This is a genomic window from Sulfitobacter sp. PM12, assembly GCF_045586035.1.
Classification (GTDB): domain Bacteria; phylum Pseudomonadota; class Alphaproteobacteria; order Rhodobacterales; family Rhodobacteraceae; genus Sulfitobacter; species Sulfitobacter pontiacus.
In genome coordinates, this window is record NZ_CP151535.1 from 12,070 (window position 1) to 34,497 (window position 22,428).

At 56.1% G+C, this 22,428-nt stretch carries 24 protein-coding genes; 18 read left to right on the top strand and 6 right to left on the bottom strand.

The features are described 5' to 3' along the window. Nucleotides 1–11: 11 nt before the first annotated feature. The gene (locus AADW22_RS18650; RefSeq protein WP_289084287.1) at nucleotides 12–1,016 is read left to right on the top strand and encodes a YeeE/YedE thiosulfate transporter family protein; all 1,005 of its coding nucleotides are present in this window, start codon (nucleotides 12–14) and stop codon (nucleotides 1,014–1,016) included. A 711-nt stretch (nucleotides 1,017–1,727) separates the two neighbouring features. Here the strand turns inward: AADW22_RS18650 and AADW22_RS18655 are convergent. Both AADW22_RS18655 and AADW22_RS18660 read right to left on the bottom strand, forming a co-directional pair. Then, nucleotides 1,728–2,054, bottom strand: coding sequence for a YnfA family protein (locus AADW22_RS18655; RefSeq protein WP_335754793.1), 327 nt, complete (start codon nucleotides 2,052–2,054; stop codon nucleotides 1,728–1,730). A 109-nt stretch (nucleotides 2,055–2,163) separates the two neighbouring features. Continuing rightward, nucleotides 2,164–2,583 carry a helix-turn-helix domain-containing protein gene (locus tag AADW22_RS18660; RefSeq protein WP_335754794.1) on the bottom strand — a complete coding sequence of 140 codons (420 nt, stop codon included), beginning with the start codon at nucleotides 2,581–2,583 and terminating at the stop codon, nucleotides 2,164–2,166. A gap of 70 nt (nucleotides 2,584–2,653) precedes the next feature. On the opposite strand from AADW22_RS18660, the gene AADW22_RS18665 reads away from it, so the two are divergent. The 17 genes from AADW22_RS18665 to AADW22_RS18745 all read left to right on the top strand — a co-directional run bounded on the left by AADW22_RS18665 (nucleotide 2,654) and on the right by AADW22_RS18745 (nucleotide 18,318). After that, on the top strand, nucleotides 2,654–3,061 hold the full coding sequence (locus AADW22_RS18665) for a mercuric transporter MerT family protein (protein ID WP_335754795.1): 408 nt from the start codon (nucleotides 2,654–2,656) through the stop codon (nucleotides 3,059–3,061). A gap of 15 nt (nucleotides 3,062–3,076) precedes the next feature. Next, nucleotides 3,077–3,382: a periplasmic mercury ion-binding protein gene (locus AADW22_RS18670; RefSeq protein ID WP_335754796.1), complete on the top strand. Its 306-nt coding sequence runs from the start codon at nucleotides 3,077–3,079 to the stop codon at nucleotides 3,380–3,382. A gap of 17 nt (nucleotides 3,383–3,399) precedes the next feature. Continuing rightward, entirely contained in the window at nucleotides 3,400–3,654 is a 255-nt protein-coding gene (locus AADW22_RS18675; protein WP_335754797.1) for a hypothetical protein, read from the top strand. Then, nucleotides 3,651–4,037 (top strand): mercury resistance system transport protein MerF, encoded by a 387-nt coding sequence (merF, locus tag AADW22_RS18680; protein WP_407474938.1) that lies wholly within the window; start codon nucleotides 3,651–3,653, stop codon nucleotides 4,035–4,037. The genes AADW22_RS18675 and merF overlap by 4 nt, the downstream gene beginning before the upstream one ends. Beyond that, entirely contained in the window at nucleotides 4,034–4,171 is a 138-nt protein-coding gene (locus AADW22_RS18685) for a hypothetical protein (protein WP_335754799.1), read from the top strand. The genes merF and AADW22_RS18685 overlap by 4 nt, the downstream gene beginning before the upstream one ends. 1 nt (nucleotide 4,172) lies before the next feature. Further along, complete coding sequence (gene merA, locus AADW22_RS18690; RefSeq protein WP_335754800.1) at nucleotides 4,173–5,603, top strand: mercury(II) reductase; 1,431 nt, start codon at nucleotides 4,173–4,175, stop codon at nucleotides 5,601–5,603. A gap of 11 nt (nucleotides 5,604–5,614) precedes the next feature. Continuing rightward, nucleotides 5,615–6,325: an organomercurial lyase gene (gene merB, locus AADW22_RS18695; RefSeq protein WP_335754801.1), complete on the top strand. Its 711-nt coding sequence runs from the start codon at nucleotides 5,615–5,617 to the stop codon at nucleotides 6,323–6,325. 56 nt (nucleotides 6,326–6,381) lie between these two features. Beyond that, nucleotides 6,382–7,740 carry an NAD(P)/FAD-dependent oxidoreductase gene (locus AADW22_RS18700; RefSeq protein ID WP_335754802.1) on the top strand — a complete coding sequence of 453 codons (1,359 nt, stop codon included), beginning with the start codon at nucleotides 6,382–6,384 and terminating at the stop codon, nucleotides 7,738–7,740. Nucleotides 7,741–8,322: 582 nt separating this feature from the next. Further along, nucleotides 8,323–10,053, top strand: coding sequence for a hypothetical protein (locus AADW22_RS18705; RefSeq protein WP_407474939.1), 1,731 nt, complete (start codon nucleotides 8,323–8,325; stop codon nucleotides 10,051–10,053). Nucleotides 10,054–10,213: 160 nt separating this feature from the next. Next, entirely contained in the window at nucleotides 10,214–10,753 is a 540-nt protein-coding gene (locus tag AADW22_RS18710) for a recombinase family protein (RefSeq protein ID WP_407474940.1), read from the top strand. 126 nt (nucleotides 10,754–10,879) lie between these two features. Further along, nucleotides 10,880–13,087: an ATP-binding protein gene (locus AADW22_RS18715; protein WP_407474941.1), complete on the top strand. Its 2,208-nt coding sequence runs from the start codon at nucleotides 10,880–10,882 to the stop codon at nucleotides 13,085–13,087. Then, complete coding sequence (locus AADW22_RS18720; protein ID WP_407474942.1) at nucleotides 13,084–14,178, top strand: response regulator; 1,095 nt, start codon at nucleotides 13,084–13,086, stop codon at nucleotides 14,176–14,178. The genes AADW22_RS18715 and AADW22_RS18720 overlap by 4 nt, the downstream gene beginning before the upstream one ends. Nucleotides 14,179–14,329: 151 nt before the next feature. Beyond that, the gene (gene dcm / locus AADW22_RS18725; RefSeq protein WP_407474943.1) at nucleotides 14,330–15,595 is read left to right on the top strand and encodes a DNA (cytosine-5-)-methyltransferase; all 1,266 of its coding nucleotides are present in this window, start codon (nucleotides 14,330–14,332) and stop codon (nucleotides 15,593–15,595) included. Beyond that, entirely contained in the window at nucleotides 15,595–16,068 is a 474-nt protein-coding gene (locus tag AADW22_RS18730; RefSeq protein WP_407474944.1) for a very short patch repair endonuclease, read from the top strand. Before dcm ends, AADW22_RS18730 begins: the two co-directional genes overlap by 1 nt. After that, nucleotides 16,043–17,266: a type II restriction endonuclease gene (locus AADW22_RS18735; protein WP_407474945.1), complete on the top strand. Its 1,224-nt coding sequence runs from the start codon at nucleotides 16,043–16,045 to the stop codon at nucleotides 17,264–17,266. Before AADW22_RS18730 ends, AADW22_RS18735 begins: the two co-directional genes overlap by 26 nt. A 192-nt stretch (nucleotides 17,267–17,458) precedes the next feature. After that, nucleotides 17,459–18,109: a ParA family partition ATPase gene (gene parA / locus AADW22_RS18740; RefSeq protein ID WP_407474946.1), complete on the top strand. Its 651-nt coding sequence runs from the start codon at nucleotides 17,459–17,461 to the stop codon at nucleotides 18,107–18,109. Continuing rightward, a complete protein-coding gene (locus tag AADW22_RS18745) occupies nucleotides 18,109–18,318 on the top strand; it encodes a plasmid partition protein ParG (RefSeq protein ID WP_067291621.1) in 210 nt (69 codons plus the stop codon). Before parA ends, AADW22_RS18745 begins: the two co-directional genes overlap by 1 nt. 17 nt (nucleotides 18,319–18,335) lie before the next feature. Here AADW22_RS18745 and AADW22_RS18750 read toward each other — a convergent pair whose 3' ends face one another. The 4 genes from AADW22_RS18750 to AADW22_RS18765 form a co-directional block, all read right to left on the bottom strand. After that, nucleotides 18,336–19,421 (bottom strand): replication initiator protein A, encoded by a 1,086-nt coding sequence (locus AADW22_RS18750; RefSeq protein ID WP_407474947.1) that lies wholly within the window; start codon nucleotides 19,419–19,421, stop codon nucleotides 18,336–18,338. A 265-nt stretch (nucleotides 19,422–19,686) separates the two neighbouring features. Then, a complete protein-coding gene (locus AADW22_RS18755; RefSeq protein WP_407474948.1) occupies nucleotides 19,687–20,235 on the bottom strand; it encodes a hypothetical protein in 549 nt (182 codons plus the stop codon). 18 nt (nucleotides 20,236–20,253) lie between these two features. Beyond that, entirely contained in the window at nucleotides 20,254–21,927 is a 1,674-nt protein-coding gene (locus AADW22_RS18760) for a type IV secretory system conjugative DNA transfer family protein (protein ID WP_407474949.1), read from the bottom strand. Next, complete coding sequence (locus tag AADW22_RS18765; RefSeq protein WP_407474950.1) at nucleotides 21,927–22,214, bottom strand: mobilization protein; 288 nt, start codon at nucleotides 22,212–22,214, stop codon at nucleotides 21,927–21,929. Before AADW22_RS18765 ends, AADW22_RS18760 begins: the two co-directional genes overlap by 1 nt. Nucleotides 22,215–22,428: the final 214 nt, after the last annotated feature.

The following is a 22,428-nucleotide window of genomic DNA, read 5'->3' on the forward strand; positions in this document are numbered from 1 at the left end:
AGGCCAACCTAGTGCCGTGGTTGCTCGCCCTTTTCATTCTGACCTGCGCCTTCTTGGTTGGCTACGCCATTCGGCGCGGGTCAATCTGCGCCGTGCTGGCCACCCGTGTTTTGATCCTGGAAGGGAAATCCTCCCGGTTTCGCGCGTTTCTGGTGGCAGCCGCAGGGTCCGGTGCGATCATTGTGCCACTGCATTGGGCGATGCCCAATCTGGCAACGCTATCGGCAGGATATCCCGTAACGGGTCTCGTTCTGCTCGGCGGAGCAGCTTTCGGGGTCGGTGCCTGGGTCAACGGCGCTTGCGCTTTGGGAACACTGGCGCATTTGACAGGTGGACAGGTCCGCTACCTCGCAACGGTGGTTGGCATGGTTGCAGGTGCTTTGATCGTGCAGTACGCCGGAGTTGCAAGCAATCAGGATGCCTTGCCCAAGGCGTCCCCGCTGGAATCGCCCGACCTCTTTGCGGTACTTTTCGTTGTTGCGTTGGCGCTAAGCCTTGCAAACGCGCTTTATCGGCGGGTGCCTCGATGGTGGCGCGGGTTTCGTGAGCCTGAGTCTGCGCGCATGGGGCCATACAGATCAATGTTGATTGTCGGCATTTTTGGTGGTCTGCTTTATGCCCTCGCAGGGAACTGGACCTATATGGCGATCCTGTCAGGGCGAGCGGCACGACTTGTGGACCCTACGCTTTTGCCCAGTGGCTGGCCTGCGCTATTGAGCGCCGTGGCGGTTATCTTAGGAGGTGTGACTGCAGCTGTCAGGTATGGTCATTTCACTTTCCAACGTCCACGAATGGTTGGCCTGCTACGGTCCCTTGCTGGTGGAATGATCATGGGCGCATCGGCGGCGATTATTCCCGGCGGTAACGGAACTCTCCTGATCCATGGCCTGCCTTCTCTCGCGCCACATGCCATTGCTGCCTATGCCGCGATGACAGGAACTCTTTGCATTTGCTTTTGGGTCTTGGGCTGGTGGCACCGGCGGGTGTCAGCGAAACGCACAGTCACTAGGATTTAGGTCGCCGAGAACTGGTCGTTTTCGTTACTTCGCGGCGCTTGAGCGAAAATATTAAAAGACCTGGCGCTACAAACTCCTAGAAAAACAACTCTCAGTTTTGTCAGGACGATGACTGACCCTCCAAAAGCCGCCATTCGTATCTTGCGCAGAATCCGTCAAAATGGGCTCTCAGTCAGCTTTCGCCGCGCGGAGCACCAATGACGGCTCCCGGACACAAACCTCTTGCCATAACTTATGGCCCTAAAACGGTGGATTCCGCCGGTGACAAAAACGGATGAGTTTTGACCGTTGAGCGCGGCATAGCGGACCTTCACCAATGGGCTGGCCACTGTCCGCAATGCGGACCTTCCTGCCGTTCGCTGCAATCGCTCGATCTGTTCCGCAGGAGCGAGAGGTCTTGTTGTAAGGGCGGATTGCCGACATTCGCTGCACCTACGCGGTAAGATTAGGTCAAAGGCGACAGCCGACATTCAAGCGGTAATGGATCGGAGATCCTTTCTGCGGTGCGTAAGGCAGCTCCGAGCCCAAATTTCTACATGCTGCAGAACACTTAAATGGCAGCTTTCGAGGTCAGTGAGTGAAACTGGCAGTCACCGCAATTTTAGTTCCAGCTTTCAATACGAAGCTTTCTGATCAGTTGAATCGTTAAGCCAGGTAAGTAGACAAGTTGGCGCAGTGTTTGAATCTGCTTAAGTTGCCACAGGAGAATCCTCACATACTGCGCGGAGCCCAAAGGATTACGCTTGCACCGGCAAGGCAAATGATGGCTCCTATGACGTCCCACTGGTCAGGCCTATGACCCTCGACAACCCAGAGCCAGAGCAGGGACGAAACAATGTATACCCCACCATAAATGGCATAGGCGCGTCCTGCCTGATCGGCGGGACTGAAGGTCAACAGCCAGGCGAATGCCCCGAGAAGCAACATCCCCGGCATCAACCAGAACACGCTTTTGTCCAATCGAAACCAAGCCCAGAAGGCGAAACATCCTGCAATTTCGGCCAGCGCCGCTAAGAAGTAAATTAGAACCGTCTGCATTTATAATTTATCCGTTTCACAGAGTGGTCGATCAATTTGCGCTCACTCATCCGCTAATAACGGATCGCTTCCGGTCAACCACTCTGTTGTCTCACAATCGCTCTTCCATCTATGTTTCGAGAAGCGCGTCGATGACAGCACATTCCGGGGCAGCATCACCGGTGCAGCGCGCAACGGTCACTGACAGGACGTGCTCGATCCGCTTCAGATCGGCGATCTTCTCCTGCACATCCTGAAGATGGCTCTCGGCAACAGTTTGAACCTGGGCACAGGTCTGGGTCCGATCATCGACCAATCCCAACAATCCCCTGATCTCCTCCAATGAAAAGCCAAGATCGCGGGAGCGCATGATGAACTTCAACCGTCTGACATGGGCATCATCATAGCATCGGTACCCCTTTGCGCTGCGTGGCGGGTCCGGCATGATGCCAACCGTTTCATAATAGCGGATGGTTTCAAGGTTACAGCCCGTTGCTCTGGCGACGTCAACGCGCCGCAACGATGTCACGCTTATGTTATCCCCTTTCATGAGAAACTCCTTGAGCCTGTACTTCCTACAGACCGTAGAACGGTGGAAAGAATAGGACAAGGGCGATTCGATGGACCAAGCTATTTCTGACCAGACATCCGATCAACCGCGCCAGGCCGGCGATGATGCCACGAAAGGCTGGGGTGCTACCGGATTTGGCGTTCTCGGTGCGCTGGCGATGACATCGTGCTGTATCCTGCCGCTTGTGCTGGTGAGTTTCGGCGTGACTGGCGTCTTCATCGCGCAGCTCGGGGCGCTCTATGCCTATAAATGGTACACGTTCGCGCTGAGTGCCGTGTTCCTCGGATACGGATTCTATAAGGCCTACAAGCCGGTGGACCCGGAAGCCTGCGCCGATGGCACTTGTGCCCGCCCGATCAACCGGACGGGGATGCGGGTGACACTTTGGGCCGCAGCCGCCATCGTCGCCGTGGCGATGGCCTTTCCCTACATCACACCCTTCATTCTCAAATTCTGAGCAAGGAACAAACTCATGAAACACATACTGTTATCGTCAGCGCTGGCCATTGCTGCGTTTGTCCCAGCGGCTTTTGCCGAGGAGCGCACAATCGAGATCGCGGTCAGTGAGCTGACCTGTCCCTCTTGTTCGTTCATCGTTGCCAGTTCGATGCGCGGCGTCCCATCGGTCCAGATTAATGATTTCGTTGACGGTCCCGAGTTTGGACAGGGCATTTACGGTGTTACCTTTGATGATGCTGAAACCAGCGTGGAAGACATCATCAAGGCTGTGGCGGCAAATGGCTATCCCGCCCAGGCTCTGCCCGACACTGCGTCCTAAACACGGGGAACTTTGCAATGGGTGACAACTTGATGGGCGGGCTACTGGCCTTCGGAGTTGCGGCTCCGGTCGTGATCGTGTGCTGCGGTGGCGGCACAGCTCTGCTTGCTGCGGCTTTCGGCGGTCTCGGAACGTGGCTGTCGGGGCTTGGCTGGATAGTCGTTGCACTGGTGGCGGCGCTCGCCTTCCTTGTTGTTCGTGAATTTCGCCGGTCCGCCAATTGCCGCACCTCGATCTCCAATCATTCTCCAGAAAGAAAGAGCGCTTTTTGACCCAGAACATTAAAAACCCTGACCGCATGTTGAAGTGGGGGCTGGGCGGTGCAGTCTTTGCGGCCCTGTGCTGCTTCACCCCCCTCTTGGTCGTCGTTGTAGCCGGTGTCGGCCTGTCGGCTTTGACCGGCTGGCTTGATTACGCGCTGTTTCCCCTCCTTTTCTTTTGTCTCGCCGTTGTGTCGCAGGCGCTTTGGTTGCGTGCGGGCAAGCCGGGCCCGGCTCCAAAAATCTGGGCCTCTGCGATTGCCGCTGCTCTGTCGATCCTCATCATCTGGATCGAGTTCCGCTTTGCTCTGCGCATCACGGTCGGCGCTTTTGTAGCTGTCGGGGTCTACGCCCTTTTCATCAATAAAATGAAATCAAAAGGAGCGACGCAATGATGATGGGATCTTGCACTGCGATCGGCATGTTATTTGGAATTCTTGGCATACTGACGCCGCTTATAGCCATCGGTGCGATCATCTATTTGGTTGTGGCCAAACGAAAAAATCCTGATCTGCACGAGGTACGCTGAAATGAAAGATATCAACATGAATGACCACGGTAACGGAAGCTATGATCTGATTGTCATCGGCGCAGGCTCGGCGGGTTTCTCCGCATCCATTACAGCCTCCGATGCTGGCAAGCGTGTCGCACTGGTCGGGCATGGCACCATCGGAGGTACTTGCGTGAACTTCGGGTGCGTGCCGTCCAAGGCGATGATCCGCGCGGCTGAGGCGATCCACGGCGCACAGGCGGCCAAGCGGTTCCCCGGTGTATCAGGACAGGCCCAAGTTGATGACTGGCGCACCTTGGTGGAGTCCAAGGGCGACTTGGTCGCAAACATGCGGCAGAAGAAGTACGCAGACCTGTTACCTGAGTATCCGGGCGTCGATTACATCGACGCTGGCCCGGCAAAACTGGTCAAGGGCGGCGTAATGATTGGAAGCCGCACCCTGACTGCGCCCAAGATTATTATCGCGACGGGCGGCCACTCTATCTTGCCAACCATTGACGGTGTTGCGGGTGTAGGTGCGTTGGACAGCAAGAGCATGCTTGAGCTCAAAACCTTGCCCGAAAGCCTGATCTTCATTGGGGCGGGGTATATTGGTGCGGAGCTGGCGCAAATGATGAGCCGGATGGGCGTAAAGGTTACGGTCGTCGCGCGCTCGCATCTGTTGCCGGGTGCCGAACCGGAAGTGTCTGAGGCTTTGGCAGATGCTTTCATGGCCGAGGGGATCACCCTGCTGACCGGGCTGAGCTACGAAAGTGTGCGCCGTGATGCGGCGGGCGTAACCTTGCGTGTGATGCAGAGCGGCGAGCCTGTCGAGGTCACCGCGGATCATCTTGTCTCCACCGCTGGCAGACGCGCCAATACCGAAGGAATGGGCTTGGAAGAGGTCGGCGTAGAAACCGACGCGCGTGGGTCCATCGTCATCGGCGACGACATGCAGACGTCAGTGCCCGGCATCTATGCGGCGGGCGACGTGACCGACCGCGATCAGTTCGTCTATATGGCAGCCTACGGGGCAAAGTTGGCTGTGAAAAACGCCGTTCTGGGCGATGATCAACGCTATGACAACGCCGCTATGCCCTGGGTCGTGTTCTCCGATCCGCAGGTTGCCGGTGTCGGCCTCAGCGAACAACAGGCGCGGGACGCAGGGTTCGACGTGAAGACATCGGTTGTTCCGCTTGATCAGGTGCCGCGCGCTTTGGCTGCCCGCGACACACGTGGTTTGATCAAGCTTGTGGCTGATCGGGCTACAGATAAGCTGCTGGGTGGCCAGATCATCGCGCCCGAAGGCTCTGACACGATCCAGACGCTGGTCATGGCCTTAAAGTTTGGCATGACGACCAAAGACCTCGGCGCAACGATCTTTCCGTATCTGACCACCGTAGAAGGCCTGAAGCTCGCGGCCCAGACCTTCGATATGGATGTCGCAAAACTCAGCTGTTGCGCAGGGTAATGGAGAAAATGATGACCAAAGAACCTCATTCCATGAGTTTGGATATGTCAGTTGTGACCGATCCTGATGTTACACACGCCCTGCCGCAGTTGCTGACCGACTGGCGCGCGCGCAAGCAATGGGACACAATGTCCGTGCCAGCACGTGACCTGCATCTGGCGATCCTGAAGGCATTTTTGAACCACGGCCAACCGCCAAAGGTTGACCCGCAAGACAAGGCTCTGCTTGACGACCTTGAGGCGCGGGATCTGATCGTCATGGACGGTGAAACCATCCAGCACGCCTATCCTTTCTCCAACAGTGACATGCCGCATAGCGTGACAATAGCCGGCATAACCAATCATACGGTCTGCGCGATCGATGCGTTTGGCGCATCTGCGATGGTGGGCCTCTCAGGGGAGGTTCGGTTCGACTGCGGCGCGTGCGGCGATTGCGTTTCGGTCAAGATCGGGGATCAGGGGCTGACCCTGTTGGAGGCCGAACCGCAAGATGCCCGGATCTGGGCGGGTATAGTTGAGGATGGCGGATGTGCAGCCTCCAATCAGTGTCAGTCAATGATCGGGTTTTGCAATGAAGCTCACCTTGAGTGCTGGCGAAGCCAACAGACTGGCGACACGGTTGGTTTTTCGTTCAGTGCGGCTCAGGCGCTGCAAGCGGGCTCAGCGACATTCCGACCGTTCATGGCAAGAGATGCTCAGTCGATACTGCAGCCAAGCGAATAAGACGCCTGTCGTGTTGCGCAAACACATGAGGCCCCCCTTAGCGAAAGAGACTAACCATGAATAATTCAGATGAATACGATTTGATCGTCATCGGCGCGGGCATGGCCGGCGTTGCAGCCGCCAATAAATGTGGAGCAGCAGGCTGGCGTGTAGCTATTGTGGATGCATTGCCCTACGGCGGGACATGCGCCTTGCGGGGCTGTGATCCCAAGAAAATCCTGCGGCGTGGCGCTGAAATCGTCGATGCCGCGCGGCTTATGGGCGGCAAAGGGATCGATCCGGACGGGCTGAAGATTAACTGGTCGGATTTGATGGCCCACAAGCGCGGATTTACCGATCCAGTTCCAGATAAGATGGAGAAAGGTCTGACCGGAAACGGTGTCGAGACGCTGCACGGTGCCGCGCGGTTTACCGGTGCCAACACGCTCGAAGTTGACGGGCATCTCTATCAGTCAAAACGTTTCCTTGTCGCCGCTGGTGCAATACCGCGACCGGTCAACTTCACCGGTGCCAATCTGATGATCGACAGCACGGGCTTTCTCAACCTCGAAGCCTTGCCCAAACGTATCCTGTTTGTCGGCGGCGGCTTCGTATCTTTCGAGTTTGCACATATCGCCGCACGCGCTGGGGTCGATCCTGTCATCATAGATCGCGGTGCCCGCCCGCTAAACGCTTTTGACCCCGATCTGGTCGAAATGCTCATCGCGCGCAGTGCCGCTGTCGGTGTGGACTTGCGGCGCCAAACCGAGATCGTCTCGATCACAGCATCTGATGCGGGCTTTGCCGTTGAAGTGAAAACAGGCGACCAAACGACGACCATCGAGACAGATCTGGTCGTGCATGGCGCGGGTCGCATCGCCGCCCTTGCAGACCTGAACCTTGAGGCCGCTGACGTCTCTTATGGCGACAAGGGCATTATCGTGGCCTCGCATCTGCAAAGTACGACGAACGACGCCGTGTTTGCCGCCGGAGATTCCGCCGACACGAAGGGCATGCCACTGACGCCCGTTGCCGTAATCGAGGGCAAGGTCGCCGCATCGAACATGCTCAAGGAGCAGAAGATCGTGCCGGACTATTCGGGCATTCCAACGGCAGTGTTTACGGTGCCCGAACTTGCCCGCGTCGGCATGTTAGAGGCCGAGGCCAAAGCGGCCGGTCACGATGTCGACGTCCGATTCACCGACACAGGCGGCTGGTATTCGAACTACCGGATCGGTGAAGCATCAGCGGCCGCGAAGATCTTGGTGGACAAGTCGGACGGTAGGATCTTGGGCGCACACCTATTTGGACCGGAATATGGCGAGTTGATCAACTTTTTCGGGCTGGCGATAAAACTGGGGCTGACTGCAAAACAGCTCAAATCGACAACGGCTGCCTATCCCAGCGTTGGATCAGATTTAGGATCACTTATTTGAACTGGGATGGGATAACCGTCGCGCACCTTGAAGGCCGCACATTCGTGCATTGATTCCCCAAAGCGGATCTTGGCATCTGGAAGGCCGAGGTCAGTTTTTTCGGCTGACCGACGTTTCAATTAATACAATGCTGCACGATGAATGAATGCGCGCAATGATGAGCTGCACCGCAGCATCTTGAAGCCATGTCCAAGGTCCGCAAAAGGCCGTCTGCGGCACAGGATACTATGCTGCAACTGCGAAGAGCTTCATGTTCAGCGCGGGCAAGAAGGGCTCGAACCGGGATTTCGCCGCACGGTCACGAACGACCGCTACCGGACAGAAACCCCTTGCCAGAACCTGTGTGCCTAAAACGGTCGTTTTTGTCACATCCTGCGGCCCCACGAAAAATCAAGCTGTTGATAAGGACAAAAACCCTCGGCAAAACCTTTCCAGTTTTGGCAGGTTTTTGACAGGCCTCTCCGTGAGTCCAGATCGTTGTATGGGCTTGCTAAGCCTATAGAAGAATGACCCAACGTGCTTTGAGGCGCTGGTTGGCTAAAGTATGTCTCTGTCTGGGATGCTGCTGGGAAAGGAGAAAAATTGGAAGACGATTTCGACACCTTTATGTCGGCACTCAAAGCTGAGGAGGATCAGGTCAGACAAGAGTTGAGTGCTGACCGGATGGGTTTCTTTCCAGTTTATGCCATGCGGGAGTATGACTTCTTTTTCAACAGGTTCAAAGAACGAACCGATGGCGACAGCAGTGAAGAACTGGATGAGATGTACTACCTGCTTAGGCTCGGCTTGCCACGTGGACTGGCACTCGCACTTTCACTGCGTGATAAATACGACGTGCCTACGATCATGCCGGTTCACAAAGAGTCGCTTGCCGCCAAAGCCAGAGAGACAATTGTTCGGCTTGGAATAATTGAACATGGCAGGAGATTGGCGGTCGCATCGAAAACAGGTGAACTCCAACTCCGGCGCACATCGCAACGGTCATATGAGTTCACGATTCCGAGCACATGGATTGACTATGATCTGTACGAAGAGGCCGTCGAACGGCATTTCGCAGAACAAGGAAGGAAGAAGTACTTCGAGGAATATAATCGGAGCAAAGCCACTCAAGGTCTAGAGAAGGAGCTTCACCAGCTAGCGCACGCAAACGTATTTGTGTTTATGGACTACTTTATCGGCTACAATGCGCATCCGACACTGGATGACCATTTTTTTGGCCTTGCATACTTCTTTGTGTCGCTGAGTCCAGGTTTCGACTCCTTCAAGTTTAACCTAAAGTTTGGAGGCGTCAGCTACATAAAATACATGCTGGCGGTGGTTTATTTGTATTCACTTGCATTGAAGCATGAATGGTTCTGCCGAGCGCTATTGCGGAAGCACCCTGACATTGATCCCAGAAATATTCTAACGATTTCATCCGAGAAAGAAGGCTTCATCGCCAATTTCGCTGAAGCCCTTAATATGTATGGTCCCTCCTTTGATGGCTTTACATTCACAACGTCTGCTGAACTCGAAGTGATCTACAAGGTTCTTTCGGCAAGACGGGATAACATTGACGTGCTCAGACCCAACGGCGCTCCGATTCCAATGCTGCTTGAGTTTTCGGACACAAGTGTCTTCAGATGCCTCGCCGGTGCGCAAGAAAACCCGATTCAAGTTCTTCTAAATGGCCTTCGTCATCACTTCCCGGATGATTACAACTCAAACCAGCAAACACGTGAAGCTTCCTTACAGCGCGCCATAGAAAGAATTTTGCGGGGCGGTTTTGATGGGCTAGTGTTCAAGCGAAATGTCATTCTGAAAGATCAAGGGCGGGATTTAACCGACATCGATTTAGTCGTAGTGGAGGAAAGATCCAATACGGTTTTGCTGTTCCAGATCAAAGCGCAGGACAGCTATGGATCGGAGCTGAACGCACGATTGAACCGTTCCAAGAGGTTTGCTGACGGAAGCCGCAGGTGGGTGGATGTGACAAAAGATTGGCTGTCGAGAACGGCTAATCATGATCTGCGGAGCCGGTTCGGAATGAGCCGCTCACCCCAAGCACTCAATGTCCGCCTTATTGTCCTGTCGAGGTTTTTTGCGCATTTTGGTTTTGAAGAAGAGACTCCGGAGGATGTCACATACTGTACATGGTCTCAATTCTTCAATGCGGTCACAAAAGCAGAAGCTCGGCATGGGCAACTCAGGACACTCGGAGCGCTGTTTTCATTGATCGTCCGCGATGAAATTAGGCGGAACGTTGATCGAACAATATGGCCTGAGCGAAACCTGATCCTTGAAAAGGTCGAGTTTGCGACGGTCAATGAATAATGACCGGCGTCAACGCAGGAGGGTACAACGAGCGCGAGCAGCGAGCATTTTTCGTGTCAGATGTTGGGCCGAGCGATGATGGCGCGGAAAGAGTAAGATCGCTCAAGCAATGAGATGTTACTATCTGGACAAAACCTAACCTTTTTGACCAAATCGGGGCATGATAATTGGATATGCCCGCGTCAGCACTGACGATCAAAGTCTTGATTCACAGATGGATGCCCTTTCGGCGGCCGGAGCCGAGAAGGTGTTTGCTGACAGGATCAGTGGATCGAGCCGGACACGGCCGGAGCTGGACAAGATGGTGGATCAGCTCCGCAACGGTGATGTTGTGACCGTCACCAAGTACGATCGCTTAGCGCGGTCTCTGAAAGACCTATTGGAGATTGTGGAGACGATCCGCGAACGTGGTGCTGGCTTCCGATCCTTGGCAGAGGACATAGACACGACGACACCGGCTGGCCGTCTGGTGTTCCATGTTTTTGCATCCATCGCGCAGTTCGAGCGCGAGCGGATTTCTGAGCGGACGAGGGAAGGGCTGGCATCGGCACGCAAACGTGGCCGCATCGGCGGCAGGCCCCCTGCCCTGTCGGCCGTGCAGAAGGATGAGGTGCGCCGCATGAGAGATGAGGAACATCGGGCCATCCCTGCGATTGCTCGGCTCTTCAACGTCAGTGAGCGCACGGTGCGCCGTGTCTAGGAACTTGGAGCTTGGGTTATTGGAGCTGGAAGTACATAGTTGGCCGAAAGAAATGGGCCGAAGCCGACCATGACACACCTTGCTGGCGAATATCGCCAATAATTCTTTCGGGAACGGCGATAGCCAATGAATGAAATTACTGAAGACAAGCTACGATTTAAGCCGAAAGCGCGAATTATTCGTACTATCGGAGATCAATTAATCAGTGGTCCAGAAGCTGCTGTCATAGAGCTGGTCAAAAATGCATATGACGCTGACGCGAATTTTGTGGAGATCAAGTTCACTCCCCCGCTCCAGTCCGGAGAAGGACGAATTTCCATCACAGATGATGGTCATGGGATGTCGCTTGATGACATTCGGCTCAAGTGGATGGAACCCGCGACAGCTTCGAAGGTAAAGGATCGCCGGTCGCCATCCAAGACCCGCAAGATGATGGGTTCTAAGGGGATTGGTAGGTTTGCTGCTGCGAAGTTGGGAGCGAAGATGGCCCTCACGTCTACTGTATCAGACAAAGGCGGAAACGTTGCAGTTCTCATACCGGAGCTTGACTGGAGTATTTTCAGTGATGACGTGTATCTGTCCGATATCGCTATAGACTACCTTGTTCAGAACGTTGAAGAGCCAACTGGCACGACCATCGAGGTCATCGAGCTACACGAGAGCTGGACCAAGAATAGGCTATCCAAACTGTACGGCGAACTAAGGCGATTGCTTTCCCCGTTCGCAGCCAGCCATGAGGAATCCGATGACTTCAGTGTTTATCTTGATCTGTCGAATTGCGACGAAGATAGCGCTGGATTTGACCCTGCCGACATATTCGAAGACTCCGGAGATCAGAAGGACGACAGCGGTTACCGTGGACGTGGCAGGCGCGTCCATCCTTTTCCACTCCTATCGACGTGCGATTATGAACTGGATGGCAAGCTGGCACCAAATGGAGCTTTTGAAGGGTCTTTTACCATTCACCGGGCCGGTCGTGGTGCGGAAAGAATTTCCATTCCAAGCGCAGGCATAAAACAGGGCGAAAGCGCCGGGACTGTAGAGGTTCAGCTCTACATGTTTGACAGAGAAGCCGATGCTATCAAGAGTAACATGAAGGCGGCAGGTATGGGGGATTTAAGCGCGACCGAAGCCCGCCGATTGCTCGACAGTATTTCCGGTGTCGCAATATACCGAGAAGGGTTCCGCGTCCGGCCTTATGGTGATCCAGAGAACGATTGGCTTGCTCTCGATACCCGGCGGGTTCAAGATCCATCCTTGAGGATTGGCCACAATCAGATAGCCGGTTATCTGAAGATTGAGGGAGAGCAGGACTCCAATCTCTTCGAACGCAGTAGCCGTGAAGGCTTTGAAGACAACGCAGCATTTCAGAACCTTACAAAGTTGATGAAGCGCCTACTGGCTGAGATTGTTGAGCCTAAACGCTTCGATTTTCGGGAAAAAGCTGGAATTTCAAGGCCCCGTTCATCTTCTTTCGATGAACTCAAAGAGCTTTCGGAGTTGAAGCGTGTGAGAAAGTTGGTCGCACTGCTGGAACCAAAACAGCGGGAGCAGGCAGAGCGGATTATCGACAAAGAGAGTCAGCGACTATCGTTGCGGATTGATGCGATGCGGGAGCGACAAAGAGTGCTCGAAGCACAGTCATCGCTTGGTGCCATCCTGGCGGAAGTACTTCATGAAGGATCTCCAGAGGCAACGTTCGTTCAAAAGAGCGCGGATCGGATGAATGTCATGCTGAAGACCTTCCTCACAGGAGATGATGGGGGAAAGAGCAAAGCACGAGAGTTCTTCTCAACGCGGGTTCCTCAGATCAAGGCGTCGGGCGACAAACTTGCGGACCTGTTTCGCGCGCTGCGACCGCTTGCTGGTGGCAAGCGGCGACAACCGGCGCTTTTCTACCCGATAAAGACAATTAGAGATGCCATGGCGTTGTTCGAGAATCATAAAGTGGACGTAACGATAGAGACGGCTGCCAAAGGGATGGAGTTCCTTGGGCATTCCGAAGATTTGGCCACCGCTGTGGTCAACATTGTAGGCAATGCTGTTCACTGGCTTGAGGCAACTGACGTTGTCGCACCTCGTATTCAGATCATCCTGTCACGTTCAGAAGAAGGTGGTCACGTTTTCATTGAGGATAATGGACCAGGTGTTCGGAAGGAGTTCATGGAGCGCATATTCGAAGTCGGTTTCACTCTGAAGGAAGGGGGCACAGGTTTGGGTTTAAACATCGCACGTGAGGCTCTCGCAAGATCAGGTGGCAAGCTCCGTTTCCACCCAGAACACGAGACCGGCGCATTGTTTGAAATCACCTTTCCAGCAGGGCCAGAAATTTGAATATCAAGACCATACTAGTCGTTGAAGACGAAGACCGCATGATCACCCTTCTAAGTGATGCCTTAGAAGACTGGAACGCCGCCAACAAAGAGAACGCCAGGCACTTCGATGCTATATTTGTGAAGAGTCCTGAAGGCGCGGTCCGCGAACTCTATGCTAGGAAGGTGGACTGTGCGCTCATTGACCTGCGTATACCGCCCGATGAGGGTTCCGACAAGACTGACGCGGAAAACGGGAACGCCTTGGCAACCGCCCTGCTCCGAGAGAACGGCATCCCGGTGGCAATCATCTCTGGCCATCCTGGCGAGGCTGAGCCGGGTCTTGTCGATGGAGAAACAGTCAGAGCCTTTGAGAAGGCTGACGATGGTTATGAAGAAGCGGTCGCTTGGCTGGCTTCGCAATGGGAGCTGATGAATGCTCTGCGCGCCGTGCGGCAAAAGCTGGAACGGTCCACAGCCGAAGTATTCGCCCGGAGGATTTGGCCTTACTGGTCGCAAATTGCGGACACCATAGGTCACGACAATGAAAAATTGGCCACAGCTATTGCGCGGCAGTATGCCAGTCACACTGCCGAGTTACTTGGTCAGGACGGCTCCATTGATTGGCATCCGTTCGAGAATTTCATTGTGCCGTCGTACATTGCCAATAGAGCGCATACAGGGGACATCTTCCTCCTTGAAGACGTCAATTGGATAGTCTTGACGCCCCAATGCGATATGGCGACAGGTAAGGTTCCAAACGTGCTTCTTGCCGAATGCACTCTCGGTGCAGACCAGTGGGCCGAGAACGTTGCGGCTTTGCGAGCTGCAACAAGCAATAGCAAGCGTAAAGAGCCAACCAAGTTTTTGCGCACATTCGTAAATCAAAACCTCTCTGCATCCGTACACTTTCTGCCGCCTCTCCCGGGAAGCGAGGAACCGGTTCTTGTGCAGTTTGGTAAGATAAGGACGATGCCGCTGGCTGACCTGAATGAACAACTCAATGCAAGAGTTGCGTCCGTCTCGCCACCATTCCTAAGCAACCTAGTGCAGCGTTTCGGCGCATTTATCAGCCGGACCGGACAGCCGAACATTGGTGTAGAGCATCTCTAAACTACTGGTTTTGCACGTAGCCTAGCATTCATGTTGCCCCCCAATGCCAAACTGGAACAAAATGTGAACAATTGGCAAAAAGGGGTTCCCAAAAGTGCTGGGACAAATTATGACATGTTGTCAATAATAGACACAGTTAAGGGGCAGGCACATGAACGCGCATCCACGGACAGAATTTGCAGAGCTGATGGAGCGCGCCGGTCTCGACATCGACACGGCGGCAGAGCTTCTGGATGTGAATGCTCGGACAGTCCGGCGTCATATCAACGGCGAAGGCAAGCGGATCGACCGGCTCCGGCTGGAAAAACTGCGCCAGACAGCTGACGCGCGCTGCACGGGCGAGCGGCCGGAAGGATTCCGCTTCATCGACCTCTTTGCAGGGATCGGAGGCCTGCGCCTGCCTTTCGAGGCTATAGGTGGACGGTGCGTCTTCACTGCCGAGTGGGACCGGTTCAGCCGCGAGACCTACAGCGCCAATTTCCCGGAGCCTGCCAACAGTGAACATATCTTTGCGGAAGACGTGCGTCCCTATGCGAACGCTCCAGAAAAAATCCCTCCCCATGACGTGCTTCTGGCCGGTTTTCCCTGTCAGCCGTTCTCTATAGCGGGCGTCAGCAAGAAAAACGCCCTCGGCCGTCCTCATGGTTTCCTCTGCGATACACAAGGGACGCTTTTCTATGATCTGGCCAAGATTATCGACCATCACAAACCGCCTGCATTCCTTTTGGAAAATGTGAAGAACCTTGAGCGCCATGACGGCGGCAAGACATTTGCAACGATCATCCATGTGCTGAAGAAGGAGCTGGGATATCGCGTATTTCATAAGGTGATCAGTTCGACGCCATGGGTGCCACAGAAGCGCGAGCGCATTTTCATTGTCGGCTTCAAGGATCACAGCATCGAGTTTGACTTCAGTCAGCTTTCCGTGCCTGAAGGTGACGGCCCGAAGCTGGGTTCGATCCTCGATAAGGAGGTTGATCCAAAATACACGCTTACGGAAAACCTGTGGAATTACCTTCAGGGCTACAAGGAAAAGCACAGAAAGGCCGGTAATGGCTTCGGGTTCTCGCTCTTTGGCCCCACGGACGTGGCCCGCACCCTGTCCGCCCGCTACTACAAGGACGGCTCCGAAATCCTGATTGAGCAGAAGGGCGACCGCCCGCGCCGTCTGACACCGCGTGAATGCGCGCGCTTGATGGGATTCGAGAAGCCCAAAATGACTAACTGGAAGATCCCCGTATCCGACACCCAAGGATATCGCCAGTTTGGCAATGCAGTTGTCGTGCCGGTTGTGAGCGCGGTCGCGCAGCTCATGCAGCCACGCATTATAGATGCGATGGAGTTGGACGGGCGGAAAGTGCCTGCCGCCGTGCAGGTTCGGCTCCCCCTGCCCGAACCCGGTATCGCAGCGGAGTAATGCCTACGGACACTGTCACAGCCACGGTCCGCAGTCGGATGATGGCTGGTATCAAAGGCAAGAACACCAGACCGGAACTGGTAATTCGATCCGCGCTGCACAGGCGCGGGTTCCGGTTTCGCTTGCATCGCAAAGACCTGCCGGGAAAACCCGACCTTGTTTTTTCGGGCAGGGGCGCGGTGATTTTCGTTCACGGTTGTTTCTGGCACGGTCACAACTGCAATCTATTTCGTTGGCCTAAAAGCCGGGAGGAGTTCTGGCGCGGAAAGATCGCGAAGAATATGGAGCGCGACCGGGTTCAGTATCAGACCCTGATCGAGACGAGATGGCGCATCGGAACCATCTGGGAATGTGCCTTAAAGGGCAAAACCCGCCTACCCTTCGAAAACGTTGTCGATCAATGCGCCATGTGGTTGCAATCGGATATAAAAATACTGGAGGTGAGCGGTGATAAAGCGCGGGCAACTGTCTGACTATTTCGAGGGCGTGGGGGTCAAGCGTTTGTCCGCTGTCGATGCTGAACCAAAACGGTCCAACCAGCACGAAGTGAATACGACGCCCCAAATGCGGGACAAATTTCTGGGGAGCACACAGCACCAGAAATTCCCCGCGATTTACATCTGGCTGGGCGGCGATCAGGAGGGTTTCACCGAGGAGAGTTGGGCCACACACTACGACACCCGCCTCAATAATCCGGATCGCTCGGCTGAATGGCGGCTCTACTACCCCTCCAACCCAATCACGGAGGCCATGAAGGCCGGAGACACTCTGTTCCTTGCCAAGGACCAAAGCGGCGTCCTCTGGTTCATCGTGGCCCCCGAGGGGTCCACCAGTGAGCAGCAGCTCTTCTGGCTGTTTGGTCTGCGACCCGAAGGGAAATCTTTCGTATCACGGGAATTTTCCGACGAAGAACCGGAGCTGGACTTCGCCGCGCGCTTCATCCTAGACGAGATCGGTGTCGAGTTCGAGGAGCCGGAAGCCGACAAGCTGGACAGTATCATCGAGAAGTTCGGCACGACCTTCCCCAAGACGGCCGAGTTCTCCGATCTGGCCCGTCTCACCTTGCCCGAGGTGCGCGCCGAGGACGACCCGGATGCGGCACTTATTGCCTGGCTGGACCATGAGGAGGCGCTGTTCCGGCGACTGGAGCGCAAGGTTGTATCGTCGCGAATCGGGGCGGGGTTCGTGGACGACAGCGGCACGGACGTTGACGGCTTCATCAGCTTTTCCCTGAGTGTCCAGAACCGGCGCAAGTCCCGCATGGGGCATTCGCTGGAAAACCATCTTGCCGCCGTCCTCAGGGCGCACGACATCCGGCATGTCCGAGGCGCGGTTACAGAACACAACCACAAGCCCGATTTTCTGTTCCCCGATCTGGAGATCTACCAGGCAGCTCCAGCCGAGGGCGACCCACGCCTGACAATGCTGGGGGCCAAATCCACTTGCAAGGACCGCTGGCGGCAGGTTCTGGCCGAGGCCGAGAAGATCAGCCGCAAACATCTTCTGACGCTGGAGCCAGGGATTTCTGAGCCGCAGACCGACCAGATGGAGGCGTCCAACCTTCAGCTCGTGGTCCCCTCCCCAGTTCACGGCAGTTACACGGATGCGCAGCGCGGCTGGCTCTGGTCGGTTGGGGGTTTCATCGGCGAGGTCAGAGCGCGACAGGGGTAGCCATAGCACGCCCGTAGCATTCGCGCTGCGTCCCTGCCTTACACTCTTCTCAAATGAGTTTTTGAGTAAATGAGTTTCAGCTCTGTCACTCACTTTCTTGCAAACGGATGCCGTGCATTAGTTCACACCATCCTTGCCGCACCTCAAATACTCAGTTACACTTTTGAGTAAATACACAAGTGAGGCAGAGCTATGAGCATAATTTCCGTCCTGAATCCGAAAGGTGGTAGCGGCAAGACCACCATCAGCACCAATCTCGCGAGATCGCTGCACGAGATGGGATACTCGGTTCTGATCGTGGACAGCGATCCACAAGGCAGCGCACGTGACTGGCATGCAGCCTGCGAGGACAATCCCATCGAGCTGGTTGCGCTGGACCGTCCAAACAACGTCAAGACGCTGACCAGTATGGCAGCAAACTATGACTACGTGGTAATCGACGGTGCGGCAAAACTAGAAGACATGATCGCCGCCTGCATCAAAGTCAGCGACTTCGTTCTGATCCCCGTTCAACCATCGCCATACGACATTTGGGCAGCGTCGGACTTGGTGGATTTCATCAAGGCTCGCCAAGAGGTCACGGATGGATCGCCGCGTGCCGGGTTTGTGGTCTCCCGCGTCGTGGAAGGAACCCGGCTGGGCAGTGACGTGCGAACCGCACTGGACGACTACGCCTTGCCTGTCTGTGAGACGACCATAACACAACGCCAAGTCTATCCTCAGACGGCATCGGAAGGGCTGACCGTATTCGACGCCGACAATGCGAAGGCGAGAGCGGAGACCACGGCGCTGAGCAACGAGATACTGGCAGTGCTTACTACCGCGACACGGGAGGTCGCGTGATGGCCCTTTCCGCTAAACGTCCAAGCCGTGGCGACGAGGCCCGCAAACGCATCCTACACGAAGTCACCGAGACGACTGAGAAGAAGAAGCGCCTGAATGCCGAGATCGAAGAGGCACTTTATCGCAAAATCAAGATTAAGGCGGTCGAGGAGGGCCGGTCAATCTCCGACATCACCCGTGATCTTTGGTCTGAGTATTTGAGTAAATGAGTGCTTGAGTAATTACTCTACCAGCCATTGCGACCGCGTTTCTTGAACCAGCTCTTGCAGAAACCGAGGAACGCGGCGTCCGGGTTCCTCGGTGGCTCTTTCTGTCTGGCGGCGTAGGTCCGCCACTCTCCGACCAGAACCTTGATGTCCCATGTTGGAGCCAGTTCCCGCGCCCGTTCCAGTGTATCAGGCGAGAGAGGCATGACATAGCCGCCGGTCAGTCTGTCCTGTTCTGGTTTGGGCGCATAGTTCTCCAGGAATTCAGGTTTGGGCGTTACCGTGAGGATGTCTGCTTCCATTCGGAAGGCATAGTCCGGCATGTGGTTATGTTCCTCGTCAGCCTTACAGATTGCTTTGACGAGCCGCCGAAACTCCTTATCGGAAGACGTGGAGCCGGTTCGGTCCTTCAGCTTATCCAGACCGCATTTCCATTCCGGTTGTGTCCCGCATTGCTTGCGTGCCAACTCGTACAGACGGCGCTCCAGAGGCTTGCGGAGCTGGAAGTAGCGACGGTTGAGCGTAAGAACGTCATCCCCAGCAATGGCGTTGAAGACCCAATCGGAAAGGGTGACTTCTAGATCGAGCATCCGGCCATCGCGGGTTTCGCGAACAATGCGATAGCGGTCTATCAGGCTAAAGCCGTCAATCTGTTCAACACCGCCCGTTGTGATATTCGTCTCGATCTGCGTCCCTTGGAGACGTTCGAGCGCGGCTTTCAGGCCGCTGTAACCGGTTCCTGCAACTGGGCGGTTTGTAGCGACAAGTAGGTCGTACGCCTTGAACCGAAGGGTTCTGTGAACCTGTTTTCCGTCATTCAGAGCCGCCATTACTTGAGAAATACAGTAGATCAGCACGTCACGGTCGTGGACAGTTGCGAGGCCGATCATGTTGGGCCTGATTTCCACGTAGCTCTTTCCATCGGTAGCCACATAGCGTCGTTTTTTGGTGTCAGGCTTGGTCGAGAGGGTGAAGATCGGATGCGCCATCGACGCCATGTCGCCCTTGGGCGCAGCGTCGAAGATATCACAAACGAAGAAATCCCCCTGCGCGTGCCGCAAGGGGAGAAGAGGCGTCCGATCCGGTTTCGTAATTTCACCCACCATGCCTCTACTATTCGTAATTTCACCCACCAAGGCAAGGGATTCGTAATATCACCCACCAGACAGGCTTTCGTAAGATCACCCACTACCTTTCGTAAGATCACACACCCTTTATCGTAATATCACCCACCGAAAGCTCAAAATAAGTCTGATTAAAGTATGTTTTTCAATAATATAGACGAACACACGATTCGCGTAACACAGAGTCTAACACATATATAACACCCAGCCTGACAGGCTCAGTCGATCGCCGACAGCGCTTCACCCATTACCGCCGGTAGAACACGCACGCATCGACACCCGTGGTTGTCGTGGTCCAGGAGGCCCCAAGGACAGCGCATGTGGAAGCGTTGCTGGCCAAGAAACGAGGAAGCGTCACCGTCAGCACCAGGGCCACAACCAATGCACCCAGACCAAACCAGGGCAGGCGGCTTTTGAGGCGATCCGCTTTCTGTTCCCGTTCGAACACCGCTCGATAAGCTGTGGACCTGTCATCTTCCGATTTGGCCAAGGCTCCGATAGTCTTGTCCGTCTGGACGCCAAGGTGTCTGACAATCTCGGTCATCGCGTCTGCGGTTGCGCCCAGATGGCTGTCGAGGGTCTGGCCCAGAAGATCCCCGTATTTTTTCGGGTTGGTCTGGTCCCGTGCGGCGAAGGCCGCGATCCGCGCTTCCGTTGCAACCTTGATCTGCTTGTCCGCCACTGCGGTCAGATCGTCGATCCTGTCGGACATGCTGGCGACAGCCGTGGCCATGAGATCGAGCGTTTCGCGCAGATCATCGTCGGAGAGGGCAGGGAGGTCGGGTTGGTCTGGCATCGGGAGGCGTCCTTCGCATTACTGCTCCTGCGGGACGAACAGCCCCTTGAACTCGGGATCGGTGTAGTAGCGCAGCTTCTGCGCCACGGCGGTGGCTTGCCCCTGCACGCGCAGGAGCTGGCTTTCCGGGCGGAGCTGCATGATTTCATCGGGGGTCAGCAAATCGCGGCCTATGAGGTTGTTGCTAAAGCTGGGGCCGTCACCGGGCTTGAAGCTGTCGGTCTGGAATCCGGCTGTTTCCTGACCCATCATCTGGCTCAACCACTTGGCCGTCTCAAAGTCATTCACCCCGAAGACCTGCTGCACCCCCGCATTGGCAATGAATGTGCCCGCGCGTTCGCCGTAGAGGTCCTTGAGCTGGCTCATGTCCTGCAGGATCGGCCAGAGCTGCAGCCCGTAGCCCGCCATCAGCCCCATGGCGCGCTCGACAGCTTCGAGACGGCCCAGGGCGGCAAACTCATCCAGGAGGAACAGCGTGGGCGTCCTGAGGCGCTGTGCAGCCCCCTGAGCGCCTGTAGGGCCGCCCAGGGGGCTCACGGACGCTTCAGCGTCCCGTGCGATGTCCTGAAGGGCCTGAGACACCAGAAGGCGCAGCCAGCGGCTGTAGGCGTCCATCCGGTTGGGTGGCAGCACCAGAAACACCGAAGTTATCCGGTGGCGCAGATCGGAGAAGTGGAAATCCGACCGCGATAGGACTTTGGCAATGCGCGGGCTGTCCAGAAAGTGCGTGTGGCGCTGCGCGTTGGATAGCACCGAGGCGGCTTCGCGATCTGCCTTGCCGAGGAAGCGGTTGGCGGTGCGGGCGATCAGCCCGCCCGCCGCATCGCTGTCCTGCATCAGCTCCAGCAGCGCGCGCAGCTTTTCCGGGGGCAGGGTGAGATATTCCCGGACGGTGGCAAGCGTCCGGCGGTCGCGGTCCTCGTGGCAGACGCAGAACATAATCAGTCCGCCGAGGATGGCCTTGGCCTCCTCGTTCCAGTGCGCTTCCGTGACCTGCCCCGGCGGGTCCATCACAAGCGCCTCTGTCAGGGAGGCGGCATCCTCGCCCAGATCGAGGCTGTCCGGGGTCAGCCGGTCGAGTGGGTTGTAGGCGGCGGAGGGATGGCCGCTGACCTCAAACGGATCGAGGACATGAACCGTTCCGAACCGCCGCCGGGCTTCCCCGGCGATCCTAGCATTCTCGCCCTTGGGGTCGATGACCAGGACCGAGCGTTCCGCCGCCAACAGGTTCGGGATGACGGTGCCGACGCCTTTCCCGGCCCGTGTCGGGGCGAGTGTGATCAGATGGGCGGGACCGTCATAGCGCAGCAGCCGCCCGGTGTGCGGGTTGCGCCCGATCAGAAGACCGTCTTCCCGCTGGAGTTTCTTCAGCTCCTTGCGGTCGGCGAAGCGGGCGGAGCCGTGGCTGTCGCCGGTCAGCCCGAAGAAGGCGTCCGCGCCAGAGGACATGCGCCAATACTGGAAGCCGAAGACAGCGCCTACAAACATCAGGGGAGCGAGGACCAACCACTGCCATGCGCTTTCGCCGGGCGGCTGGTCAAAGAAAGCTAAGACGAACGGCGTAGCCACGAGCGCTCCGATCATCGCGCCGAACAGGACAGCCCCGATCATCCACCCCAACAGGATGGGCGTGAAGATCAACCGACCGAAGAACCGGAACAGCCCTCCGAAGACGCGCATCACACCCCGCATCAGGACGGCGTTTCCGGATCAGAACTGGACGGGGCAGGGGAGGGAGTTCCCCAGTCCGCGAAAGCCTTGCGGTCCTGTTCGCGGGGCAGGTTGCGGATCAACCGGTCGAGCATGGTGGCAGCACCAGAATCCCGCTCCGCCAGATCCATGAGCGCCCCGCCCAGGATCACTTTGCGCCGCGTATCCAGCTTGCGCTGTTTGGTGGCTTCCCGGTTCTTCAGCGCCTGAAGACGGGCCTTGGCCTGGGCGTAGCGTTTCTCGGCACGTTCAAGCTCAGTCTCCGCCAATGTGTGTCTCCATATTTGAAAAGAGCAGGTGGCCAGGTTGGTCTTGTCAGATCGAGCGATAGCGCTTACCCGTAGGCCTGTAAAGGACAAGGGCGCACTTATGCAAACTCTTCACCTGCGGTTCCGAGCTTTGCGTGCGATCTCTCTGGGGCAAAGCCCCGGCCGATGGCCATCCCCTTCGCTGCGTGCCGCCGCGACATGGAAGGGCGCGCCG